Source organism: Ruegeria sp. THAF33, assembly GCF_009363615.1.
Classification (GTDB): Bacteria; Pseudomonadota; Alphaproteobacteria; order Rhodobacterales; family Rhodobacteraceae; genus Ruegeria.
This window is the reverse complement of sequence record NZ_CP045384.1, coordinates 1,066,762-1,087,124: the sequence shown is the minus strand read 5'-3', so window position 1 is coordinate 1,087,124 and position 20,363 is coordinate 1,066,762. Positions and strand designations below refer to the sequence as shown.

Annotated in this window: 22 protein-coding genes and 1 riboswitch; of the genes, 10 read left to right on the top strand and 12 right to left on the bottom strand. The window is 58.7% G+C overall.

Annotated elements, in window-relative coordinates; all coding sequences use genetic code 11:
• Positions 1 to 58: 58 nt before the first annotated feature.
• On the bottom strand, positions 59 to 1,162 hold the full coding sequence (gene folE2 / locus FIU92_RS05515; protein WP_152457607.1) for a GTP cyclohydrolase FolE2: 1,104 nt from the start codon (positions 1,160 to 1,162) through the stop codon (positions 59 to 61).
• A 232-nt stretch (positions 1,163 to 1,394) separates the two neighbouring features.
• Entirely contained in the window at positions 1,395 to 2,600 is a 1,206-nt protein-coding gene (gene metZ, locus FIU92_RS05510; protein ID WP_152457606.1) for an O-succinylhomoserine sulfhydrylase, read from the bottom strand.
• A 62-nt stretch (positions 2,601 to 2,662) separates the two neighbouring features.
• A riboswitch (SAM riboswitch) is annotated at positions 2,663 to 2,740 on the bottom strand.
• A gap of 122 nt (positions 2,741 to 2,862) precedes the next feature.
• Here metZ and FIU92_RS05505 point away from each other — a divergent pair.
• Positions 2,863 to 3,561 (top strand): glutathione S-transferase N-terminal domain-containing protein, encoded by a 699-nt coding sequence (locus FIU92_RS05505; protein WP_152457605.1) that lies wholly within the window; start codon positions 2,863 to 2,865, stop codon positions 3,559 to 3,561.
• A 69-nt stretch (positions 3,562 to 3,630) separates the two neighbouring features.
• Here FIU92_RS05505 and FIU92_RS05500 read toward each other — a convergent pair whose 3' ends face one another.
• Positions 3,631 to 4,017 (bottom strand): hypothetical protein, encoded by a 387-nt coding sequence (locus FIU92_RS05500; RefSeq protein WP_152457604.1) that lies wholly within the window; start codon positions 4,015 to 4,017, stop codon positions 3,631 to 3,633.
• 225 nt (positions 4,018 to 4,242) lie between these two features.
• The gene (locus tag FIU92_RS05495) at positions 4,243 to 4,635 is read right to left on the bottom strand and encodes an OB-fold nucleic acid binding domain-containing protein (protein WP_152459842.1); all 393 of its coding nucleotides are present in this window, start codon (positions 4,633 to 4,635) and stop codon (positions 4,243 to 4,245) included.
• Positions 4,636 to 4,762: 127 nt separating this feature from the next.
• Between FIU92_RS05495 and FIU92_RS05490 the strand changes: the two genes are divergently transcribed.
• Both FIU92_RS05490 and FIU92_RS05485 read left to right on the top strand, forming a co-directional pair.
• Positions 4,763 to 5,086 carry a 2Fe-2S iron-sulfur cluster-binding protein gene (locus FIU92_RS05490; protein WP_152457603.1) on the top strand — a complete coding sequence of 108 codons (324 nt, stop codon included), beginning with the start codon at positions 4,763 to 4,765 and terminating at the stop codon, positions 5,084 to 5,086.
• The gene (locus tag FIU92_RS05485) at positions 5,086 to 5,829 is read left to right on the top strand and encodes a VCBS repeat-containing protein (protein ID WP_152457602.1); all 744 of its coding nucleotides are present in this window, start codon (positions 5,086 to 5,088) and stop codon (positions 5,827 to 5,829) included. Before FIU92_RS05490 ends, FIU92_RS05485 begins: the two co-directional genes overlap by 1 nt.
• A gap of 134 nt (positions 5,830 to 5,963) precedes the next feature.
• Here FIU92_RS05485 and purD read toward each other — a convergent pair whose 3' ends face one another.
• Positions 5,964 to 7,232, bottom strand: coding sequence for a phosphoribosylamine--glycine ligase (purD, locus tag FIU92_RS05480; RefSeq protein WP_152457601.1), 1,269 nt, complete (start codon positions 7,230 to 7,232; stop codon positions 5,964 to 5,966).
• Positions 7,233 to 7,307: 75 nt separating this feature from the next.
• On the opposite strand from purD, the gene xseA reads away from it, so the two are divergent.
• Complete coding sequence (gene xseA / locus FIU92_RS05475; RefSeq protein ID WP_152457600.1) at positions 7,308 to 8,792, top strand: exodeoxyribonuclease VII large subunit; 1,485 nt, start codon at positions 7,308 to 7,310, stop codon at positions 8,790 to 8,792.
• Between the two features lie 22 nt (positions 8,793 to 8,814).
• Positions 8,815 to 9,036 carry a glutathione binding-like protein gene (locus tag FIU92_RS05470; protein ID WP_152457599.1) on the top strand — a complete coding sequence of 74 codons (222 nt, stop codon included), beginning with the start codon at positions 8,815 to 8,817 and terminating at the stop codon, positions 9,034 to 9,036.
• Here FIU92_RS05470 and FIU92_RS05465 read toward each other — a convergent pair whose 3' ends face one another.
• On the bottom strand, positions 9,037 to 9,417 hold the full coding sequence (locus tag FIU92_RS05465; RefSeq protein ID WP_152457598.1) for a hypothetical protein: 381 nt from the start codon (positions 9,415 to 9,417) through the stop codon (positions 9,037 to 9,039).
• Positions 9,418 to 9,572: 155 nt separating this feature from the next.
• On the opposite strand from FIU92_RS05465, the gene FIU92_RS05460 reads away from it, so the two are divergent.
• From FIU92_RS05460 to FIU92_RS05440, 5 genes are all read left to right on the top strand, one after another.
• Complete coding sequence (locus tag FIU92_RS05460; RefSeq protein ID WP_152457597.1) at positions 9,573 to 10,211, top strand: lysoplasmalogenase; 639 nt, start codon at positions 9,573 to 9,575, stop codon at positions 10,209 to 10,211.
• 58 nt (positions 10,212 to 10,269) lie between these two features.
• Positions 10,270 to 11,409: a signal recognition particle-docking protein FtsY gene (gene ftsY / locus FIU92_RS05455; RefSeq protein WP_152457596.1), complete on the top strand. Its 1,140-nt coding sequence runs from the start codon at positions 10,270 to 10,272 to the stop codon at positions 11,407 to 11,409.
• 90 nt (positions 11,410 to 11,499) lie between these two features.
• On the top strand, positions 11,500 to 12,402 hold the full coding sequence (locus tag FIU92_RS05450; protein WP_152457595.1) for an EamA family transporter: 903 nt from the start codon (positions 11,500 to 11,502) through the stop codon (positions 12,400 to 12,402).
• A 16-nt stretch (positions 12,403 to 12,418) separates the two neighbouring features.
• Complete coding sequence (locus FIU92_RS05445) at positions 12,419 to 13,024, top strand: inner membrane-spanning protein YciB (RefSeq protein WP_152457594.1); 606 nt, start codon at positions 12,419 to 12,421, stop codon at positions 13,022 to 13,024.
• A 115-nt stretch (positions 13,025 to 13,139) separates the two neighbouring features.
• Positions 13,140 to 13,808, top strand: coding sequence for a Crp/Fnr family transcriptional regulator (locus FIU92_RS05440; RefSeq protein WP_152457593.1), 669 nt, complete (start codon positions 13,140 to 13,142; stop codon positions 13,806 to 13,808).
• A 221-nt stretch (positions 13,809 to 14,029) separates the two neighbouring features.
• Here FIU92_RS05440 and FIU92_RS05435 read toward each other — a convergent pair whose 3' ends face one another.
• From FIU92_RS05435 to rpiA, 6 genes are all read right to left on the bottom strand, one after another.
• The gene (locus FIU92_RS05435; RefSeq protein WP_152457592.1) at positions 14,030 to 15,544 is read right to left on the bottom strand and encodes a Do family serine endopeptidase; all 1,515 of its coding nucleotides are present in this window, start codon (positions 15,542 to 15,544) and stop codon (positions 14,030 to 14,032) included.
• Positions 15,545 to 15,654: 110 nt separating this feature from the next.
• The gene (locus FIU92_RS05430) at positions 15,655 to 15,849 is read right to left on the bottom strand and encodes a DUF2065 domain-containing protein (RefSeq protein WP_152457591.1); all 195 of its coding nucleotides are present in this window, start codon (positions 15,847 to 15,849) and stop codon (positions 15,655 to 15,657) included.
• Positions 15,849 to 16,745: a protease modulator HflC gene (hflC, locus tag FIU92_RS05425; protein ID WP_152457590.1), complete on the bottom strand. Its 897-nt coding sequence runs from the start codon at positions 16,743 to 16,745 to the stop codon at positions 15,849 to 15,851. Before hflC ends, FIU92_RS05430 begins: the two co-directional genes overlap by 1 nt.
• Positions 16,745 to 17,887: an FtsH protease activity modulator HflK gene (gene hflK / locus FIU92_RS05420; RefSeq protein WP_152457589.1), complete on the bottom strand. Its 1,143-nt coding sequence runs from the start codon at positions 17,885 to 17,887 to the stop codon at positions 16,745 to 16,747. The genes hflC and hflK overlap by 1 nt, the downstream gene beginning before the upstream one ends.
• Before the next feature lie 72 nt (positions 17,888 to 17,959).
• The gene (gene gor / locus FIU92_RS05415; protein ID WP_152457588.1) at positions 17,960 to 19,318 is read right to left on the bottom strand and encodes a glutathione-disulfide reductase; all 1,359 of its coding nucleotides are present in this window, start codon (positions 19,316 to 19,318) and stop codon (positions 17,960 to 17,962) included.
• 126 nt (positions 19,319 to 19,444) lie between these two features.
• Positions 19,445 to 20,233, bottom strand: a complete 789-nt coding sequence (gene rpiA / locus FIU92_RS05410) for a ribose-5-phosphate isomerase RpiA (RefSeq protein WP_152457587.1) — start codon at positions 20,231 to 20,233, stop codon at positions 19,445 to 19,447.
• Between the last annotated feature and the right edge of the window lie 130 nt (positions 20,234 to 20,363).

Genomic DNA, 20,363 nt, shown 5'->3' with positions numbered 1-20,363 from the left:
AAAAGAACGCCTACCGCCGAAATCTCTGATTAAATCCTAATCGCTTACACGGCGGTGTTCACCCAACGTGAAACAAAGTGTTGAACAATCTTGGATCCAAGCTGGATGCCGCAAAGGTTGGGCCTTCGGTCAGAATCGACACAGCGTCGTGGCTATGCAGGCTTTCCTGATGGCTGGCTATTATCCGGAAATCACCAACATGATGATCTGCCAGCAATTCGGCGCAGAACAAGCGCGCCGCATCTTCGACAAAAATCGGATTGGCTGCGTTCAACTCGGCAAAAGCCTGTTCGTCTTCGCGTTTGACCATAACTTGAGTTTCGGTCGGCACCGCGCGTCGGCACAACTCGATCAGGTCTTCAAACCAAAGACAATCGGCATCGCAATCCACGACCACGGAAATTCGCGCGACAGATCGTTGCGAATGCGGTGTTGCCAATTGTCCCCGCATGACACGGGCATGTTCGCTCAACTCCAGAGAGCACGGGCAGGTCGAGGAATAGACATAGTCCAGGTGCATGATCTTCTGGCGCACACCGCCCGTCTCAACCAGTTCCAGAGCGATGTCGTAATATTGATATCCTTCCAGACCCGATCTCAGGCTCTTGACCTTGTCGGGGTAAGAAAACCGCATTTGGATACGTGCGTCAAAGCTGTCCAGATCGGTCATGTAGTCGTCAAGCGCCGCCTGCATGACTTCGAAGCTGAATGTACGCTCGGCATGTTTGTAAAAAGACCGCATGATCCGGGACATATTGATTCCCTTTTTCTCGGCCTCAAGGCTGACGGTGCCCGTAACAGATGTCTCAAGCGTCAGGTCTTCCCCATCTTTCCGATGGAAACGGATCGGCAGGCGAAAGTTCGAGATGCCAACATGCTGGATCTGCTGCTTGGCACCGCGTATCAAGCTGGACGGGCCGTTTTGCAAGTCGGGCAACGACGCTCGGTAATCCGCGTCAACCGAGAAACCCTCCGGGTACTCGCGCGAAAGCGAAGGATAGTTCACCCGGGTCAGGCCGGGCACCAGCCGCGCAATAGCCGGATCCAGTTGGCTGATCTCGGATGCCGTCGCAGATTCCGCCCATTGCCGCAGAACTTTCAGGGCCTCGGCGGCTTTTTCCTGATCCGGGGTCTCATCAATGTCGCGCGGGTGAATGTTCATCGGCTGCGGTTCCTCGATTGGTCGTAGAAATATATACGACTGCAGGTGATTTACCAGTTTAACCCAATACGCAGGCAATAGCAGTCCGGATTGAAAAAACCGGCGCAAAACCGTCATTCTGCAACGAAATACGCCTTTCGCAGACACAAAGGCCAGGCTTCAACCGCGAACACCACCCGAAAAGACGCCCCGTTCACAGACAACGCGACGACCCCTAGTGGTAAGAGGCTTGTCACTGTGCTGCTGTTTGCTTCTGCGAAGCCTCCAATGCCTGCTGGATGTCTGCCAGCAGGTCTCTGGCGTCTTCCAGGCCTACGGAAAAACGGATCAGGCCCGGCGTAATGCCCAACTCGTCCTTCTGCGCATCGCTGAGACGTTGGTGCGTTGTGGTCGCCGGGTGCGTTGCGATCGACTTGGCATCGCCCAGATTGTTCGAGATCACAGGAATGGTCAGCGCATTCAGGAAAGCAAAAGCCGCGTCCTTGCCGCCCTTGATATCCAGGGACAACACGGTCCCGCCTTTTCCACCAAGTTGCGATTGAACCAGAGCATTTTGCGCGTGGGTCTTCAAACCGGGGTAAAGGGTGCGCGCCAACGCGGGATGCCCTTCCAGCGCCTCTGCGATCCGTTGTGCGCTGTCGGCCTGCGCATTGACGCGCAGCGCCATGGTTTCCAGACCTTTGAGCATGACCCAGGCATTGAACGGGCTGAGCGCGCCGCCGGTATGCTTCAGATACGGCTCGACGGTTCCGCGGATGAAATCCCTGGTGCCGATGATGACACCGCCCAGCGCACGCCCCTGCCCATCAATATGCTTGGTCGCCGAATAAACGACCACATCCGCGCCCTGTTCCATCGCGCGCGAAAAGACGGGCGTCGAAAACACGTTGTCCACCACCACAATCGCCCCGACGGCATGGGCCAACTTGGACACGGATGCGATGTCGATCACTTCAAGAGTCGGGTTCGACATCGACTCGAAGAAGACCGCCTTGGTGTCCGGGCGGATCGCTGCCTTCCATTGCTCCAGATCGGTGCCGTCTACAAAGGTCACCTCGACGCCAAAACGGGTCAGGATGTTTTCCAGAATGTACAGGCAGGACCCGAACAGTGCCTTTGCTGAAACAACATGGTCCCCGGCCTTCAGCATCGAGGTCAGCGCACCGTTCACCGCCGCCATGCCCGAAGCCGTCGCAAACGCATCCTCGCCACCTTCAAGGGCCGCGATGCGCTGTTCGAACATCGAGACCGTCGGGTTGCCATAGCGGGCATAGATGAACTCATCAGGGCCGCATTCCAGAAACCGGGCTTCGGCCTGTTCGGCAGTTTCGTACACAAAGCCCTGCGTCAGGAAAATCGCCTCGCTCACCTCGTTGTACTGACTGCGGCGGACACCGCCATGGACGGCTTGGGTGCGTTTGTTCCAGTTCTCGCTCATCTCATTCCCTTTCAGCCTCCGGCAGAGGCAAACAAAAAACCCCAGACGCGGCCAAGCGAAAGGGGTCTTTCATCCTGACCTTTTAGCGGTGTTGTTTAGCGTGGCCCGCAATCCGGTAACAAATCGCCACGAAGCTCTGGTATGGCAATACGCCCCGGGCGGTTTGCGGTCAAGCCCGGCCTGCGTTTCGGTCACGCTTTCGTAAGCGGCCCTTGCCGAACCGGCAGAAACCCGCATGATCCCTTCAACATCAGGAGAACACATGGCCGACCCGATTGATCTGTACTTCTGGCCCACACCGAACGGCTGGAAAGTGTCCATCGCCTTGGAAGAGATGGAGCTGCCCTACACCACGCATCTGGTCGATATCGGAAAGGGCGATCAGTTCGACCCGCAGTTCCTGAAAATTGCCCCGAACAACCGGATGCCCGCAATCGTGGACCCTGACGGGCCGGATGGTGCACCGATCTCGGTTTTTGAAAGCGGGGCAATTCTGATGTATCTGGCCCGCAAGACCGGGCAGTTCTATGGCAGGACCGAGCGTGATCGGATCGCCGTCGAAGAATGGCTGATGTGGCAGATGGGCGGTGTTGGCCCGATGGCCGGTCAGGCGCATCACTTCCTGAAATACGCCCCGCAACTGAACCCGCCACAGGACCTGCCCTATGCCAAAGATCGTTACCGGGCCGAGGTCGGTCGTTTGTACGGGGTGCTCGACAGACGGCTGGCCGAGAACGAATACGTTGCCGGAGACTTCTATTCGATTGCAGACATGTCGATCTGGGGCTGGGCCAGCCTGTGGGAAGGGCAGCAGCAAGTGCTGGAGGACAAACCCCACTTTGCGCGATGGCTGAAGACCGTCGGCACCCGCCCCGGTGTTCAGGCCGGGCGCGCTCTGCACGCAGAGCTACGAGGAGACAATCGTGACAAGCAGGCGCAGGAGGTCTTGTTCAAGAGATGACTGCGTTGAAAACCCGTTTGGATTGACGCGGATCATCAGCCCTGTCCGCCTTGGCCACGGCAGGTTCGGCTAGCGAAACTTGAATTCGGGTTCCGCCGGGAAAGGCATCGGGGTGTTCCTCCAAGCTCCACTGCGCAGCGCGGCAGGATTTCTGTGGTCAACGCGCATCCGGGGTGTCAGAATAAAAGCCGCTTGCTTCTTCCCATCCGTTTCCCGCACCAAGCGTGTCATCTCTTTGCGCTTTAGACGCTGCAATTCCGAGAGGTATTTTTGGGTGTTCCCAAGGTGTCTGCGCTCGAAAGAGTGGGCACTCAACGCTTCCTCGATCATTCTGGCGGTATGCACGTATCCTTTTGAACGCGTATGCTCCAACAGTTCGCCAAGGCGACCGGCAATCTGGCTCTCATCCAGCTGGACGGTTTTTTCGAACGATCCATTTCGTGTTACTTCGGGCATCTGAACTGACTCTGAGAAGATGTTGAGTAGCGTGCCGTCGCGCCTGCGTTCAGACACAGGCCGACGCATAGAGATGCCCGCAGTACTAACACGGCATCAAAGAGTCGACCGACCAATGCCGAATTGGCGGAAAAGCGCCTTTGACCCAGCGTGATATGCGGAAACTTACCGACATTCATCAGCGCACAGGTCTTGCTGTGCGCAAGGCGGCAAGGCAGCCGCTCGCTATTGTCCGTCACGGCAGGCCGCCCCTGCGCCCTGCACCAGCATATCCAGCATCCCCGAAATATCCTCGATTTCTTCCGCAATCACATGGGTCACTGAATGCGCCCGCTGCATCCGGCCCGTCACCTTCAGCAAACGCCCCGAAATCACCGCACGGCGGAACCGTTCGTAGATTTTGCGCCAGACCACCACATTCACGATCCCGGTCTCATCTTCAAGCGTCAGAAAGATCACGCCCTTGGCCGTCCCCGGCCTCTGCCGCAGGATCACAAGCCCGGCCACAGCCACGCGCGCGCCCTCGGGCGGGGAATCCAGTTGGCTGGAGGGCAGACAGGACGGCGGGCGCGGCCAATCCCGGTTTGAAACCACAGGGCGAATGGGTGTAACAAGCATGAGAACAAAAATAGAACAAACAACAAGAAAGTCCATACACGGCGCGCTGAGTCGCAAATGAGGCTGGAAAGACCTAAATGCCTTCACTAAGGAAGAAATCGAACATCGCAAAAGGAAGACGCACGCAATGGCAAAGATCACCTATGTCGAGCACGGCGGTACCGAACACACAGTCGAGGTCGCCAACGGACTGACCGTCATGGAAGGGGCCCGTGACAACAACATCCCCGGCATCGAGGCCGATTGCGGCGGCGCCTGCGCCTGCTCGACCTGCCATGTCTACGTCCACCCCGACTGGGTCGAGAAAATCCCGGCCAAGGATGACATGGAAGAAGACATGCTGGACTTTGCCTATGAGCCCGACCCGGCCCGCTCGCGCCTGACCTGCCAGATCAAGGTCACCGATGCGCTGGACGGTCTGGTCGTTCAGATGCCCGAAAAGCAGATCTGATGCACAACGATGCGCCGCGCCTGCCCCGCCGCTTTTGGCAACGTCGGGCACGCGGCGCTTTGCTATCTTTCGGACTTTGGCTCGCGCTGCCACAAGCTGGCGCGGCGGAAACCATAAACGACGCCCGCTTCACAGAACCAACCACCCGTTACGCCCATGGCGTCCTGGGTGACACGATCGAATATGGCGCGATGGAATTTACGACCGACACTACGGTCGTAACTGTTCGACTGCCGCAGGATCGCGTGTTCGAAGACCTCGCTCCGCGTTTGGCAGACGTCAACCTGGACGGCGCGCGCGAAGCAATTGTCGTTGAATCCCACGACAAATCAGGGGCTCAACTTGCGATCTACGACGCCGCCGGAGACAAGATCGCGGCCACGCCTCATATCGGTACCCGCTTCCGCTGGCTCGCCCCGACCGGGGCAGCCGACCTGGACGGCGACGGACATATCGAGATCGCCTATGTCGATCGCCCTCACTTGGCCAAAACGCTGCGCATCTGGCGCTACAAAGACAACGCCCTGACCGAAATCGCGGCTCTGCCCGGATTGACCAACCACAGGATCGGTGAAGATTTCATTTCCGGTGGCCTGCGCACCTGCGGCGACCGCCCGGAATTGATCGTGGCCAGCGCCGACTGGACGCGGATCGTCAGCGTCTTCTACGACGACGGCTGGATCACATCCGACCGGGGCCCGTTCAACGGCCGCAAAAGCCTTGCCCAAGCCCTGAACTGCTGATCCGCCTCTTCATCTGGCCAAAAATATCCCGGGGCGTGAGCGGTTGAAAGGAAATCGTCCAGTGGACGATTTCGACCGCGAACGCGCGCAGCGCCGGGAAGCCGCAAGGCCGAGGGGGCAAAGCCCCTGCCCCGTCAACCATCCAGAGCACGCCACCCGATATCGCGCCGGTAAAACCCGTCAGGCCAATCCACAGCTTCAACCATTTCATAGGCCCGGTCGCGCGCCTCTTGCAGCGTGTTCCCACGGGCGGTCACGTTCAGCACGCGCCCGCCCGATGCAAGCACCTTTCCATCGACACTCTTTGTACCAGCGTGGAATACCATGTTCCGGCTGTCTTCGGGCAGGCCTTCGAGCCCTTTGATCGCAGTGTCTTTCTTGTAAGCACCCGGATAGCCATTGGCGGCCATTACCACCGTGATGGCATGGTCATCCGCCCAATTCACCCGCATCTCACCCAACCTGCCTTCGGCGGCGGCGTGCATCAGGTCCATCGCCTGCGCGCCCAACCGCATCATCAATACCTGACATTCCGGATCACCGAAGCGGACGTTGTATTCAACCAGCCTTGGCTGCCCGTCCTTGATCATCAAACCTGCATAAAGAACGCCCTGAAACGGCGTTCCCCGACGCTTCATCTCGGCGATGGTGGGGCGCACGATCTCTTCCATCGCGCGCGCCTCCACCTCTTCGCTCAACACCGGCGCCGGAGAATACGCGCCCATCCCGCCCGTGTTCAGCCCGGTATCGCCCTCGCCAACCCGTTTGTGATCCTGGGCCGTCCCGACAGAAAGAATGTCCTCACCATCACAAAGAACGAACAACGAGGCTTCTTCGCCATCCATGAATTCTTCAATGACGACTTCCGCACCGGCACCGCCAAACGCACCGCCGAACATGTCGTCAATGGCGTCCAGTGCGGTCTTTTCGTCCATCGCAACGATAACGCCCTTGCCTGCGGCCAGACCATCAGCCTTGACCACGATTGGTGCGCCCTGTTCGCGGATATAGGCTTTGGCGGGTTCGGCTTCGGTAAACCGGGCATAAGCTGCGGTGGGGGCGTTGGCCGCGTCGCAGATTTCCTTGGTGAAGCTTTTCGACGCTTCCAGCTTTGCCGCCTCGGCCGAGGGTCCAAAAACCAATACTCCGGCTTCGCGCAACCGATCAGCCACTCCGGCCGCCAAAGGCGCCTCGGGCCCGACGATCACGAAATCAATCGCATTTTCTTCGGCAAAGCCGACAACAGCCCCGCCGTTTTCAATATCCAGAGCGGCACAATCCGCGATCTGCGCGATCCCCGCATTCCCCGGAGCAACGATCAGGCGATCACATTTGGGGTTTTGCAGCACTGCCCATGCCAGGCTGTGTTCGCGCCCTCCGCTGCCGAGAATGAGGATATTCATGAAAGCTCTCCGATCTGCTTGGCCTTGCCTGCGCGGCGTTCTAAGCTGGGCGCGCATTTGAAACAAGGCGCTGAAATGTCCGACCTGCTTGATGACCCGATTCCGGGCCAAAACACCCCTGAATACACAGTGTCCGAAATTTCGGGTGAGGTGAAACGGACGCTCGAAGGCTCATTCGGCCGAATCCGCGTGCGCGGTGAGGTTGGGCGCGTGTTCAAAGCCCGATCCGGGCATCTTTATTACGACATCAAGGACGACCGGAACGTTTTGGCCTGCACCACGTGGAAAGGTCAGATTTCCGGCCTGTCCGTTGTGCCCGAAGAAGGGTTGGAGGTCGTCGTCACCGGCCGCCTTACCGCTTTTGGGGCGCAATCCAAATACAACCTGAACGTCGATGAGGTTTCTGTCGCGGGTCAGGGCGCGCTCATGGCGCTGCTGGAGAAGCGCAAGAAACAACTGGAATCCGAAGGTCTGTTCGCACCTGAACGCAAGAAACCCCTGCCGTACCTGCCGCAGATCATTGGCGTTGTGACATCCCCTTCCGGTGCCGTGATCCGCGACATTCTGCATCGGCTCAGGGACAGGTTCCCGCGCAAGGTGCTGATCTGGCCTGTGGCGGTTCAAGGGGCCAACTGCGCCCCCGAGGTCGCCCGCGCCATCGAAGGCTTCAACCAACTGACACCCGGCGGCGCGTTGCCGCGGCCCGACCTGATCATCGTCGCCCGTGGCGGCGGATCGATCGAAGACCTCTGGGGCTTCAATGAAGAGATCGTCGCCCGCGCCGCAGCCGCGTCGGACATACCGTTGATCTCGGCCGTTGGGCATGAAACCGACACCACCCTGATTGATTTCGTGTCGGACCAGCGCGCGCCGACGCCCACCGCGGCCGCCGAACTGGCCGTTCCGGTGCGCATGGAACTGCTTGCCTGGACCGAAGAGCAAGCCGCGCGCCTGTCCCGCGCGGCAACGGATGCCGTTCAACGCCGAACGCAAAGGCTGCGCGATCTGTCCCGCGCCCTGCCGCGCCCGGACAGCCTGTTGAACACACCGAGACAACGCCTTGATTTGATTGCAGATCGGCTCACACCCGCCTTGATCCGCGGGGTTCAGAACCGTCGCCTGCAAGTGGTGGAATTGTCTGCTCATCTGCGCCCCTCGACCCTGCGAAGTTTGATATCGACGCGACAGGAATCGCTGCGCAACCTGTCATCGCGCCTGTCCTTGCGACCGATCCAAAGAGAAATCGACCAGCAGCGGCAAAACCTCGATCGTTTGCGCGATCGAATGCACACGGCCCAAACCACGCGACTGGACCGCCTCAAACAGCAACTCGAAGCGACGGACCGCCTGCGCGAGACGCTGAGCTACAAAGCCACTTTGGACCGCGGATACGCAGTCGTCCGGGCCGAAGGGAATGTGATCACCACCAAGGTTCAGGCCGCCAAACAAACGGCGCTCGAGATCGAATTCGCCGATGGTGTTCTCAGCACCGGCCCGGGCGCGAAATCACCCTCGAAGAAACCCAGGCCGGACACCCCGGATCAGGGATCACTGTTCTAAGCCATGCTCACCATCTGGGGCCGTGACAATCGCCGATGCGCAACTTTCTGAAAACGCTTTCCTGTGCGGTTCCTGCCTGACTTTGGCCGATATCCAGTTGGGACACATACTCTATCGCTACTATGACATCGATATTTCGCGCGCATCACTGCGCAGTTTGCGCCGCTATCATGAAGGGTTGACGGACAGGACGGCTTACCAAACCCATGTTATGATCGATTATGATGAGCTGCGCGCCAACTGATCAAACGCCAACGTCCGGCCCGTAACAAACCATTTCTTCCCCAAGGTCCTCGGCCTCATACAGCTCGGTCGCTTGCGGATTGCCTTCGAACTGCGCAATCAAACCGCCACCGGATTGAGTGAAAACCCAGCATTGCGGATCCAGCCTGTCTTCGTAGACAAAGCAGATCTGCTCACCCTGCTGATACCAGATACCTTCCTTGCAATTCCCGTCGAGAAAAGACCAAATCACACGACGGTTCGGAAGATACCGCTCCACCCCGTAAATCTGACCTTCGAACCCGTAAAATAGAGTTTTGCCCTGCGTATACTTGTCGAACTCCGAGCCAGACAGAGGCGTTTGTGCCGCCACGGAATGTGCGGCAATAGTCACGAGAATCATCAGGAACCTGAACATGCTTCCATTTTGTCAGAAGCGTTTCGGTCATGCCATTCGCCTGTTGGATCGGGGTCATCACAAGGCGCTTAACTCAACGTAAGCGGTTGATTTCACGCCACGCCCCAGATCAGATTATTCTGAACCGGCAAGGAGATGACATGACAACCCTAATGTTCTGGATCGCCTTTGGCTGTGCCCTTGGGTACCTGCCACTGACCTCCCGGCCCGCCGGTTCTTTGCGCACTGTACTGAAAACCGCATCGGTCGCCCTATTGGCGGTCACGGCCATCATGAACGGTGGGCCTTGGCTCTTGGTTCTTGCGCTTGCTCTTTGTGCGACAGGCGACGCGCTGCTGTCGCGCGAAACAGATGCCACCTTCATGACGGGCATCGCCGCATTTGCCGCCGGGCATCTGGCCTATATCGCTCTGTTCCTGACATTGCCGATCAGTTCTGCCGGGCTGATCCTCAGCGCGCCTGCGATTGTATGGTCCTTGATCATTCTGGGCATCATCATGGCCACATTGCTTGCGCCCCGCGCCGGAGACCTGAAGGGGCCCGTTCTGGCCTATATCCCCATCATTCTTGGCATGGGGATCACGGTGCTGGCACTGCCGGATGCCGGTCCCCTTCGGTGGACCTTTCCCGCCGCAATGGCCTTCATCGCGTCAGATCTGATCCTCGCAACCGAGAAGTTCCTGCTGCCGCGGCACCATCCGGCCCTCAAGGTGACGCCCTATCTTGTGTGGCCCCTTTACTGGGGTGCTCAGCTTGGCTTTGTCCTTGCGTTTGCGTGACCCTTTGCAACTGCCGCAAATCCGCATTAGGTGAAGGGAACACCTGTGGAGACCAAGTATGGCGTTTTTCTCAAAGCTAAAGGACAAGCTGTTCAAATCTTCATCTCGTCTTGAAGAAGGGCTGGAAGCCATCGTCGAGGATGGCGGCGAGGAAACGGCGGCTCCGGACCCGGTGATCCCCCAGCCGCAGCCCGATCCGCAACCCGTTCCAGAAGTGCCAGAGCCTGCCCCGGCACCGCAACCGGTTGAACCGCCGCCACCGATCCCGGCTGACCCCACGCCTGTCGCTCCGCCGCCGGAAATACCGGAATCCAAGGGTATCCTGAACCGCCTGTTCAATCGAGGCGCCATCACGGAAATGCGCCGCACCCTGGACGATGACATGCTGGAGCAGCTCGAAGAGCTGCTGATCGCCTCGGACATGGGCGTCGACACGGCCTTGCGTGTCACGTCGAACATGGCTGAGGGCCGCTTTGGCCGCAAACTGTCGACCACAGAGATCAAGCAACTTCTGGCACAAGAAATCGCCCGCGTGATGGAGCCTGTGGCCAAGCCTCTGCCGATCTATCCCAAACGGCCACAAGTGGTGCTGGTCGTCGGCGTCAACGGCTCGGGCAAAACCACGACAATTGGAAAACTGGCCAGCCAGTTCAAAGAGGCCGGCAAAAAGGTCGTCATCGCCGCCGGCGATACTTTCCGTGCTGCGGCCGTGGAACAGTTGCAGGTCTGGGGTGATCGCGCCGGAGTTCCGGTGCTGACCGCCCCCGAAGGCTCGGACCCCGCCAGCCTCGCCTTTGACGCGCTGACCCGTGCACAGGCAGAGGGCGCCGATCTGCTGATGATTGATACGGCGGGCCGCCTGCAAAACCGCACCGACCTGATGGAGGAACTGGCCAAAATCGTCCGCGTCATCCGCAAGGTTGATGACACTGCTCCACACAACACCTTGCTCGTACTCGACGCCACCACCGGACAGAACGCGCTGAGCCAGGTGGAAACGTTCCGCAATCTGGCGGACGTTTCCGGTTTGGTCATGACCAAGCTGGATGGCACGGCCAAGGGCGGTGTTCTTGTTGCCCTGGCAGACAAATTCGGGTTGCCCATCCACGCGATCGGCGTCGGCGAACAGATCGACGACCTTGCCCCTTTCGACCCCGAAGAATTCGCCGCCGCCCTCACCGGTCTCGACAAAGGCTGATCCCAGGCTTCATCTGGCCCCAAATATCCTCGGGGGGTGTGGGGGGCAGACAGCCCCCCACCTTCTCCGCTCCGCAAAAGGTCCGCGTATTTGAGCGACTGGCTGATCTCTCTCGAAGGCACCGAAGCCGGACACCAGCTGGCATTGGCGCTGGCTTTGATGGCGGCGTTCCTGCACGCCGTCTTCGGGGCATTGCAAAAAGGCAGGCATGACCCGTGGCTGTCCCGCGGCGCGATCGACGCCTGCTATTGCCTCATGGCCGCCCCCTTCGCCTTTTTCGTGGTGCCCTGGCCCGAACCTCATATGTGGCCGATCTTCGCGCTCGTCTGGCTGATCCACATCGCCTACAAGACCCTGCAAGCCATGGCATACACCAAAGGCTCTTACACCGTCGTCTATCCGGTGGTGCGCGGGACGGGTCCGCTGTTCACCGTCATCGGTGCCTATCTTCTGTTCGGCGAAACATTCTTGGCCGTTCAATGGCTGGGCGTGGCCACCTTGCTGGCGGGGATATTTGGGTTGGCTGCCTACAACTTCAGGTTCCTGGAAACCAACAGGGATACGCTGGGCATCGCGCTGACACTGGCGATCATCACTGGCCTGTTTGTGGCCCTGTACACCACCTATGACGCCTATGGCATTCGCGCCACCGCCGATCCGTTCACCTTTCTGGCCTGGTTCTTCATGATCGACGGCGCGGCCATGCCGATCTACGCATTTCTCAGGTGGCGCGCGATGGCGCACAGACCTGCGCCTGGCCCGCTGATGTTGCGCGGCCTCGCTGGCGGTATCATCGCCCCTTTGTCCTTCGGGGCGATCATGCTGGCCACCCGGCTGGACAAAGTCGGTGAAGCAGCCGTTCTGCGCGAAACCTCAACAGTCTTCGCTGCGCTGATCGGCTGGCTTGTGCTAAAGGAAACGGTTGGCCCAAGACGCATTGCCCTGATGGCATTGATTGCACTTGGCGCCGTAATAGTTGAAATGGGCGGATAAGCAGCAGGAAGTACAGATGACAGGCAAAAAAGACATCAACCCGTTTCTGAAACAGGTTCTGGAACTTGGCCCCCCGCTGGCCTTCTTCTTCATCTACCTGCGCCTGCGCGACGACAGCTTTCTGATCGGCGGCATCGAGTATTCCGGCTTTATTATCGCCACGATTATCTTTGTCCCCCTGATGCTGGGGGCAATGGGTATCCTATGGTATTTGACCGGCAAACTCAGCCGGATGCAGATCTTCACGGCCATCATGGTGATTTTCTTCGGCGGTCTCACAGCCTGGTTCAACGACGAGCGGTTCTTCAAGATGAAAACCACACTTGTCTATGGTCTGTTTGCCCTGATCCTCGGCATCGGTCTGATGCAAAAGAAATCCTACCTGGCCTATGTTCTGGACGAAATGCTGCCGATGAAACACGAAGGCTGGATGATACTCACGCGCCGTCTGTGTGCTTGTTTCGCCGTTCTGGCCGCCGCAAACGAATTCGTCTGGCGCACCATGTCGACGGATCTGTGGGTCAAGATCGAGACCTTCGGCTTTCCCATCGCGCTGATGGCCTTCCTGATGCTTCAGTTCAGCATTCTGCAACGCTATATGGACGATCCCGAGCAGAAATAGCGGCCTTTACACCCGCCAGACCTGCCAAAACAAACAAAATTCTTGGCTTGAGCGCCCAGCTATGGGAAGTTGTGCCACCACCCACTCTCATACCCTGCCCAAGATCGGTGCATACATGACGGCCTTTCCCACCAGCGGCTTCCTTGCCGAAGCTTCCGACGGGCTCAGAGAAATGCTTTCGGCGCAGGCGACCGAAATATCTCTGTCCCAAGGTGAAATACTTTTTGAACAAGGTGACGAGGGCGACTCTCTCTATGCCATTTTGGAAGGCACGTTAGAGGTTTCCTTTCTGGCAATGAGCGGCCGCAAACTGACACTTACCTTGATGCGCCCCGGCGAAGTCTTCGGTGAAATCGCGTTGTTCGACAATGGTCCGCGTACGGCCACCATTGCGGCGGCCGAAAAGTCGCGTGTACTGCGTGTGCGCCGCAACGACGTTATGAACCAGATCAGGCAACAGCCTGATCTGGCCGTGGATATGATCCGTCTGGCCGGATTGCGGATGCGATGGATGGGATTGCAATTGAACGAGCAGGTCTTTCTGCCCATGCCTATTCGGCTGGCCCGCAAGCTGCTGCACCTGTCCAGTTTACAGGACGACCCGACCGCGCGCATCACCCTGTCGCAGAGCGAACTGGCCGAATTTGTCGGTGCCACACGCGAGGCAGTATCCAAAACCATCTCGATCTGGAAACGCGACAACATGGTCGAAGCCTCTCGAGGTGGTTTGCTGATCCAAGACTTTGAAGCCCTGCGAGAATTGGCTGATTCAGATCTTATTTGATCCGGTGTGATCTGGTTCACAGACCATCAATTACGCTTTGACCTACCGTGAGATTGTTACCGTAGGAGGTCAGAGAATCATCCCCGATATCTGTCCACTGACCTCTCCCTGTATCTGAGCCATACGCAATCACTGCGTATGGCTCATTTTTTTGGCGCATCAGTGATACCCGGTCTGGCCCGCAATAAAAAAAGGCCGGGAGGGTTTCCCGGCCTGTTCAATCAGTTCTCGAGGCTCAGCGCCACAAAACGCGGATCGCCGCCCCTGCGCACCAACAGCAGCAGAGACTTGCGACCAGCTTCGCGCGATTCTTCCATGCGGGCTTCAAGATCTCCGATGGTTTCCACCTTTTGCTGGCCTGCTTCGGTGATCAGATCACCTGCCCGCATTCCCTTGGCATACGCCTCAGATGCTTCATCGACATCTGTAATCACAAGGCCGTCTGCATCACCATCCAGACCCAAATCTGCACGCAGCGTATCGGTCAGGGGGGAAATCGTCAGGCCCAGAATATCCGCGTTCTCTTCGATCGGAGCTTCCTGCGGTTCCTCCTCGCCAGTGTCAGCGCGTTCCGCATCTTCCCGACGCCCCAGTGTCACAAGTACGGTCTGGGTTCCGCCGTCGCGGTGCACGACCACTCTGACCGACTTGCCAACTTCTGCTTCACCGACCTGACGCACCAGACCTCGCGTGTCTTCCACCTCGACGCCATCAAAGCTGAGGATCACGTCACCCGCCTTCAACCCAGCTTCCTTGGCGGGGCCATCCGGTACATCGCTGATCAGCGCCCCGCCCGGCTTTTCCAGGCCCATAGCCTCGGCCATGTCCTCGGTTACGTCCTGAATACGGACGCCCAACCACCCGCGGCGGGTCTCGCCATATTTGCGCAGTTGATCCACGACCTTTACGACAACATTCGACGCCATCGAGAAACCAATGCCGATCGAACCGCCGTTGGGCGACAGAATTGCGGTGTTCACACCGATCACTTCGCCGTCCATGTTGAACAGCGGCCCGCCCGAGTTGCCCCGGTTGATCGCCGCGTCCGTTTGAATGTAATCGTCATAGGTTCCGCTCAGCGCTCGGTTGCGGGCTGAAACGATCCCTGCCGATACCGAAAAGCCTTGCCCAAGCGGGTTGCCCATGGCGATAACCCAGTCACCCACACGCGCTACGTCGCTGTCGCCGAATTTCACGTATTTCAGTGGGCCCGAAGCCTCGACCTTGAGCAGCGCGATATCGGTTTTCTCATCCGTTCCGATAACCTTGGCCACAAGCTCTTTCTTGGGTTGGCCATCGCCGGGGAAGAATTCCACAAGTATCTCATCGGCTTCGGCAATCACATGATTATTTGTGACGATAAAGCCATCTTCCGAGATCACGAACCCAGATCCCAGCGCGTTACTTCTGCGCGGCGCGTTGTCACCGTTGTCACCGTTGCGATCCTGAAACTCGCGAAAGAAATCCTCGAACGGAGAGCCTTCAGGAACAATACCTTGCGGTCCAGTCTGGCCTTCGATCAAAGTGCTGGTGGTAATGTTCACTACCGCCGGGCTGATTTCCTCGGCCAGCGGTGCCAGACTTTCACTTTTGGCCTGCGCTGCAACCGATTGCGCCAGCAACAGCAGTGAACCTGCAAAAGCCAGCCACATCAGCCGCATCCAAACACTCACTTCGTCCCACCGGACGGATACACTGCGCGCTTTCGCCTGCACTTGAGCTCTCCTTGTCGACATTCACGCCAAGACCGCTTGTTCTCGGCCTTTCTTACAAACCAATGTAGTCAGTTTGCCCCCACGAGCAACTCGGGATCGCAGCGAAATCACCAGCAAGTGAAACCACAGCGTCAAAATCCCAATTGTTGCGCGCCCCAAAGCAGGACCAAACCGCTGATCACGCATAGCAATCCGACCAGGCGCCGGGCTTGCTCTGGCATGTCCCGCAAGGCTTCAAGCATCCGCTCTATAAGCGAAGGGGCCAGCGCATAGGCCAGCCCCTCGACAATCAGTACCAGCCCGAAAGCCAGAAGGATCATACCCATTATTCAGACGCCGCAGCCGCCGGTGCCCGCCGTCCGGTTGGCGAAGCGAGGTAGTTGAAAAACTCGGAATCCGGGCTCAGTATCAATGAGCTATTACCACCTTGCAGCGCATTTTCATACGCGGTCAGCGAACGGTAGAACTCGAAGAACTCCGGGTCTGCACCATACGCTTCGGCAAAGATCGCGTTGCGTTCGGCGTCAGCTTCACCGCGGATGATTTCCGCCTCACGACGGGCATCCGAGACCAGTTCGACCACGGTACGGTCTGCCTGCGCGCGAACACGTTGTGCAGCTTCGTTACCGCGGGCGCGCTCGTCGGTCGCCTCACGTTCACGTTCAGCCTTCATCCGGTCGAAGGTTGCCTCAAGGTTCGCCTGCGGCAGGTCGGTTGCCTTCAGGCGCACGTCGATCACGTTGACGCCCAGCGCACGTGCCTCGGCAATCGCGCTGTTGCGGATGCGCAGCATCAGCGCGGCACGGTCTGAACTGAGGATGTCACGCGAGGACACCGAACCCAGTACTTCGCGGGTTTCAGCGCGCAGGATACGATCCAGACGGTCTTCGGCGACCGGAATACCACCCACACCAACGGCCTGACGGAACTGTTCCAGATCAGAAATCCGATAGCGGGCGAAGGCATCAACCACCAGTCGGCGATCATCCAGAGGCGTAACCTCCAACGGCTGAACGTCGATGGACAGGATCCGGTCGTCATAGCGGACAACTTCCTGAATCAGCGGGATCTTGAACGCCAGACCCGGCTCTTCCTTGACCGCAACAACGCGGCCAAATTGCAGAACCAACGCGCGCTCACGTTCATCCACGATAAAGATCGAAGACAGTACACCAACAATCGCGATGAAAACGATCGGCAGAATAAAGGTCGCTTTACGCATCAGTTGCTCTCCTGTCCGGAATTGCGGCGCAGTTCGTTCAGCGGCAGGTAAGGTACGACGCCCTGCCCCGATCCGGTCGAGTTTTCGTCCAGAATGATCTTGTCCACGTCACCCAGAACCTGCTCCATCCGCTCCAGGTACAGACGTTTGCGGGTCACATCAGGCGCTTTGGAATATTCTTCCAGAACCGCGCTGAAACGGCTGGCCTCACCCATGGCGCTGTTGATCTGTTGTGCGCGGTAGGCTTCGGCTTCTTCCAGAACCTGGGCAGCTTCACCGCGCGCCTCAGCCAAAACCCGGTTGGCGTAGGCGTCCGCCACGTTCTGCAAGCGGTCACGCTCCTGCGCGGCGGCCTGAACATCGCGGAAGGCGGCGATCACGTCCTGCGGCGGGTCGGCCTTGTCGAAGTTCACTCGGATGATGTTCACACCCGAATCGTAGCTGTCCATCGTCGTCTGGATCAGTTCCTGCAGGCGCTCGGCAATGATGCCGCGATCCCGGTTCAGGATTGGTGCCAGCTCGCTCTGCGCGATAATCTCGCGCATCGCCGATTCCGACACGGCGCGGATCGTCTGACGCGGATCACGCAAATTGAACAGGAACTTGGCCGGGTCGTTGATATTCCAGACGACCTGATAGTCGATATCGACCACGTTTTCGTCGCCGGTCAGCATGAGGCCATCGTCGCTGCCCCGGGCTCCGCCCATATCTTCGGTCTGTTCGCGGGTGACCGGAATCACCTCGGCAGTGACAAACGGCCATGGCGCGAAGTTCAGACCCGGATTGCCAACCGCAGAAAACTCACCCAGAAACAGCTCAACTGACTGTTCTTCCGGTTTTACAGTATAAAAGCTGGCCAGCCCCCACAAAACGGCAGCCGCCACCAGACCAATCGCAACTGTACCTTTGGTAAAGGCCGGGCCTCCACCGCCCTGACCACCGCTGCCACCACGGCCACCGCCGCCGCGACCGCCCATCAGCACGCGCAGCTGCTCCTGGCCTTTTTTCATCAGCTCGTCGATCTCGGGAATCTGCGGGCCTTCGCCTTCGGGTGGGCGTCGCCCGTCCCCGTTGTTACCCCGATTTCCTCCACCTCCTGAAGAGCCTCCGCCCCCCCAGGGGCCACCGCTGTTGCCCGCCATATGTATCATTTCCTTCGTTTAGGCCCGTGTGATCACGGGCACACTTGTAACTTGTGTGCGCGCGCTTGCAAATCAAGCGGAGCGTACAGGTTGCCGCATTGTCACCAGTTCTTCCGCCATAACGGGATGTACTGCAACCGTGCGATCGAAATCTTCCTTTGTCGCGCCCATCTTTACGGCAATTCCGGCCAGCTGGATCATCTCTCCTGCTCCGGGGGCGACAATATGGCAACCCAGTACCTTGCGCGTGGCCTGAGACACGATCAGTTTCATCAGAACCCGTTGCGTGCCACCGGCAAACGCCTTCTGCATCGGTTTGAATGAAGTGGCATACACATCGATCGGTTCCAGGGCCGAGGCTTCTTCCTCGCTCAGGCCAACTGTGCCGAATTCCGGTTGCGTGAAAATGGCGGTTGGGATCAGCGCGTGATCCACAGGCGTGGGGTTGCCTTTGAAGACGGTTTCCACAAAGGCCATACCCTCGCGGATGGCCACGGGTGTCAGGTTGACCCGGTCGGTGACATCGCCAATGGCATAGATCGACGGAACGGCGGTCTGGCTGTATTCATCCACGACGATCTCGCCCTTGCGCCCACGTTCAACGCCCAGCTCTTCCAGCCCGAGGTTATCGGCATTCGGTGCCCGACCGGTGGCGTACATGACAACGTCAAAACGATCCTCGGTGCCGTCCGTCGCCTTGACACGTATCTGGTCGCCATCTTTGGCCATTTCCAGCACATTGGTGCCCAGCCGTACGTCGATGCCGTTCTGGCGCATCTCTTCGCAGATCAGCCCACGCGCTTCTTCATCAAAGCCACGCAGGATCTGCGCACCGCGGTAGAATTGCGTGGTCTTGACGCCCAGACCGTTCATGATCCCGGCAAATTCGCTGGCGATATAGCCACCGCCGACGATCAGGATGCTTTCGGGCAGCTTGTCCAGATGGAAAATCTCATTCGACGTGATCGCAAGATCCGATCCCGGGAAATCCGGCACCACCGGTCGACCGCCTGTTGCAATCAAGATGTGTTTGGCGGTTTTCCGGGTGCCATCAGTCAGCTCGACCGTGTGCGCATCCACCAAGCGCGCCCGCTGATCAAAGCTTTCAACGCCGTTGTTTTTCAGGATGCTGCGATAAATCCCTTCCAACCGGTCCAGTTCTGCAACCAGTTTGCCGTGAAACATGTCCCAGTCAAACGCGCCGGGCTGAACATCCCAACCATAAGCTTGCGCATCTTCGATCATGCCCGAGTATTCACTGGCAAAGACCATCAGTTTCTTTGGCACGCAGCCCCGGATCACGCAGGTGCCGCCATAGCGGTCTTCTTCAGCCAGCGCGACCTTTGCACCGGCTTCACCCGCCGCCACGCGTGCCGCCCGGACCCCGCCCGAGCCTCCGCCGATCACAAAAAGATCATAGTCAAAGCTCATGCCGGGTTCCTTCGTTCAACTTGCAAAAATCCTCTGGATATCTGGGCGCGAAAACCCCGGTGCCAACCCCCGGGCGTGGAATTTTCGATCTTTTGCCGACGCTTGTCCGATTGGCTTGCATAAAACTCAGTCCGTTTGGTCGGAAAACAGGTTTTCCCGGGATCCGCTCAGCAGCTGATCCAGTTCCAGGGTGCCCGCGTTGATATCCCGCAGTTCGACCCGCCCGTCGCCGTGGCCGATGATAACCTTGTCACAGATATCGATGAACAGGCCGTTTTCCACCACGCCGGGAACCTGGTTGAGGATCAGGGCCATCTGACGGGGATTGCCGATGCGTTGCAGGTGCAGGTCCAGAATGTGGTTGCCCTCATCCGTCACGAACGGGGCCGCGCCATTCATACGCAGCGCCGACGAGGTCCCAAGTACATCCATCGCGTCCAGCGCTTCTTCGATCAGTGTTCGCGTGGTTTGCCAGCCAAATGGAACAACCTCGACCGGCAAGGGGAAAGCACCCAGCGTTTCCACCTCTTTCCCGGCATCTGCGATGACGATCATCTGATCGCTGGCCGTGGCAACGATCTTTTCCTGCAAATGCGCGCCGCCGCCGCCTTTGATCAGGTTCAGGTCAGGGTCGAATTCATCCGCGCCGTCGATGGTCATGTCCAGCCACCCGGCCTGATCCAGAGAAATGACTTCGATCCCGACTTCGCGTGCCAGCTGCGCGGTGCGGGTGGACGTGGGAACGCCCTTGATCCGCAGACCTTCGTCTTGCACCCGTTCGCCCAAACGACGGACCAGCCAGGCCGCAGTGGATCCCGTTCCAAGACCCACGCGCATGCCGTCCTCGACCATCTCGGCGGCACGACATGCGGCCACGTATTTTGCGGTGTCGATGGGCGACAGTTCTCCGGTCATGGCAGCTTTCCCAGTTTGGCCTGCCGGAGTTATAGGGAATGCGCCGCGCGACTGCGACCACAATTTGCGGTTCGGCAAGCGTAAAGATGCCTGAAGACTGCGCGTTTCCTATCGGAAACGTCGCAATCAT

Excerpts from the sequence above, each read along its gene's own strand:
- folE2 (WP_152457607.1), bottom strand. The coding sequence starts at position 1,162 with ATGAACATTCACCCGCGCGACATTGATGAGACCCCGGATCAGGAAAAA.
- metZ (WP_152457606.1), bottom strand. The coding sequence starts at position 2,600 with ATGAGCGAGAACTGGAACAAACGCACCCAAGCCGTCCATGGCGGTGTC.
- FIU92_RS05505 (WP_152457605.1), top strand. The coding sequence starts at position 2,863 with ATGGCCGACCCGATTGATCTGTACTTCTGGCCCACACCGAACGGCTGG.
- FIU92_RS05500 (WP_152457604.1), bottom strand. The coding sequence starts at position 4,017 with ATGCCCGAAGTAACACGAAATGGATCGTTCGAAAAAACCGTCCAGCTG.
- FIU92_RS05495 (WP_152459842.1), bottom strand. The coding sequence starts at position 4,635 with ATGCTTGTTACACCCATTCGCCCTGTGGTTTCAAACCGGGATTGGCCG.
- FIU92_RS05490 (WP_152457603.1), top strand. The coding sequence starts at position 4,763 with ATGGCAAAGATCACCTATGTCGAGCACGGCGGTACCGAACACACAGTC.
- FIU92_RS05485 (WP_152457602.1), top strand. The coding sequence starts at position 5,086 with ATGCACAACGATGCGCCGCGCCTGCCCCGCCGCTTTTGGCAACGTCGG.
- purD (WP_152457601.1), bottom strand. The coding sequence starts at position 7,232 with ATGAATATCCTCATTCTCGGCAGCGGAGGGCGCGAACACAGCCTGGCA.
- xseA (WP_152457600.1), top strand. The coding sequence starts at position 7,308 with ATGTCCGACCTGCTTGATGACCCGATTCCGGGCCAAAACACCCCTGAA.
- FIU92_RS05465 (WP_152457598.1), bottom strand. The coding sequence starts at position 9,417 with ATGATTCTCGTGACTATTGCCGCACATTCCGTGGCGGCACAAACGCCT.
- FIU92_RS05460 (WP_152457597.1), top strand. The coding sequence starts at position 9,573 with ATGACAACCCTAATGTTCTGGATCGCCTTTGGCTGTGCCCTTGGGTAC.
- ftsY (WP_152457596.1), top strand. The coding sequence starts at position 10,270 with ATGGCGTTTTTCTCAAAGCTAAAGGACAAGCTGTTCAAATCTTCATCT.
- FIU92_RS05445 (WP_152457594.1), top strand. The coding sequence starts at position 12,419 with ATGACAGGCAAAAAAGACATCAACCCGTTTCTGAAACAGGTTCTGGAA.
- FIU92_RS05440 (WP_152457593.1), top strand. The coding sequence starts at position 13,140 with ATGACGGCCTTTCCCACCAGCGGCTTCCTTGCCGAAGCTTCCGACGGG.
- FIU92_RS05435 (WP_152457592.1), bottom strand. The coding sequence starts at position 15,544 with ATGTCGACAAGGAGAGCTCAAGTGCAGGCGAAAGCGCGCAGTGTATCC.
- FIU92_RS05430 (WP_152457591.1), bottom strand. The coding sequence starts at position 15,849 with ATGGGTATGATCCTTCTGGCTTTCGGGCTGGTACTGATTGTCGAGGGG.
- hflC (WP_152457590.1), bottom strand. The coding sequence starts at position 16,745 with ATGCGTAAAGCGACCTTTATTCTGCCGATCGTTTTCATCGCGATTGTT.
- hflK (WP_152457589.1), bottom strand. The coding sequence starts at position 17,887 with ATGGCGGGCAACAGCGGTGGCCCCTGGGGGGGCGGAGGCTCTTCAGGA.
- gor (WP_152457588.1), bottom strand. The coding sequence starts at position 19,318 with ATGAGCTTTGACTATGATCTTTTTGTGATCGGCGGAGGCTCGGGCGGG.
- rpiA (WP_152457587.1), bottom strand. The coding sequence starts at position 20,233 with ATGACCGGAGAACTGTCGCCCATCGACACCGCAAAATACGTGGCCGCA.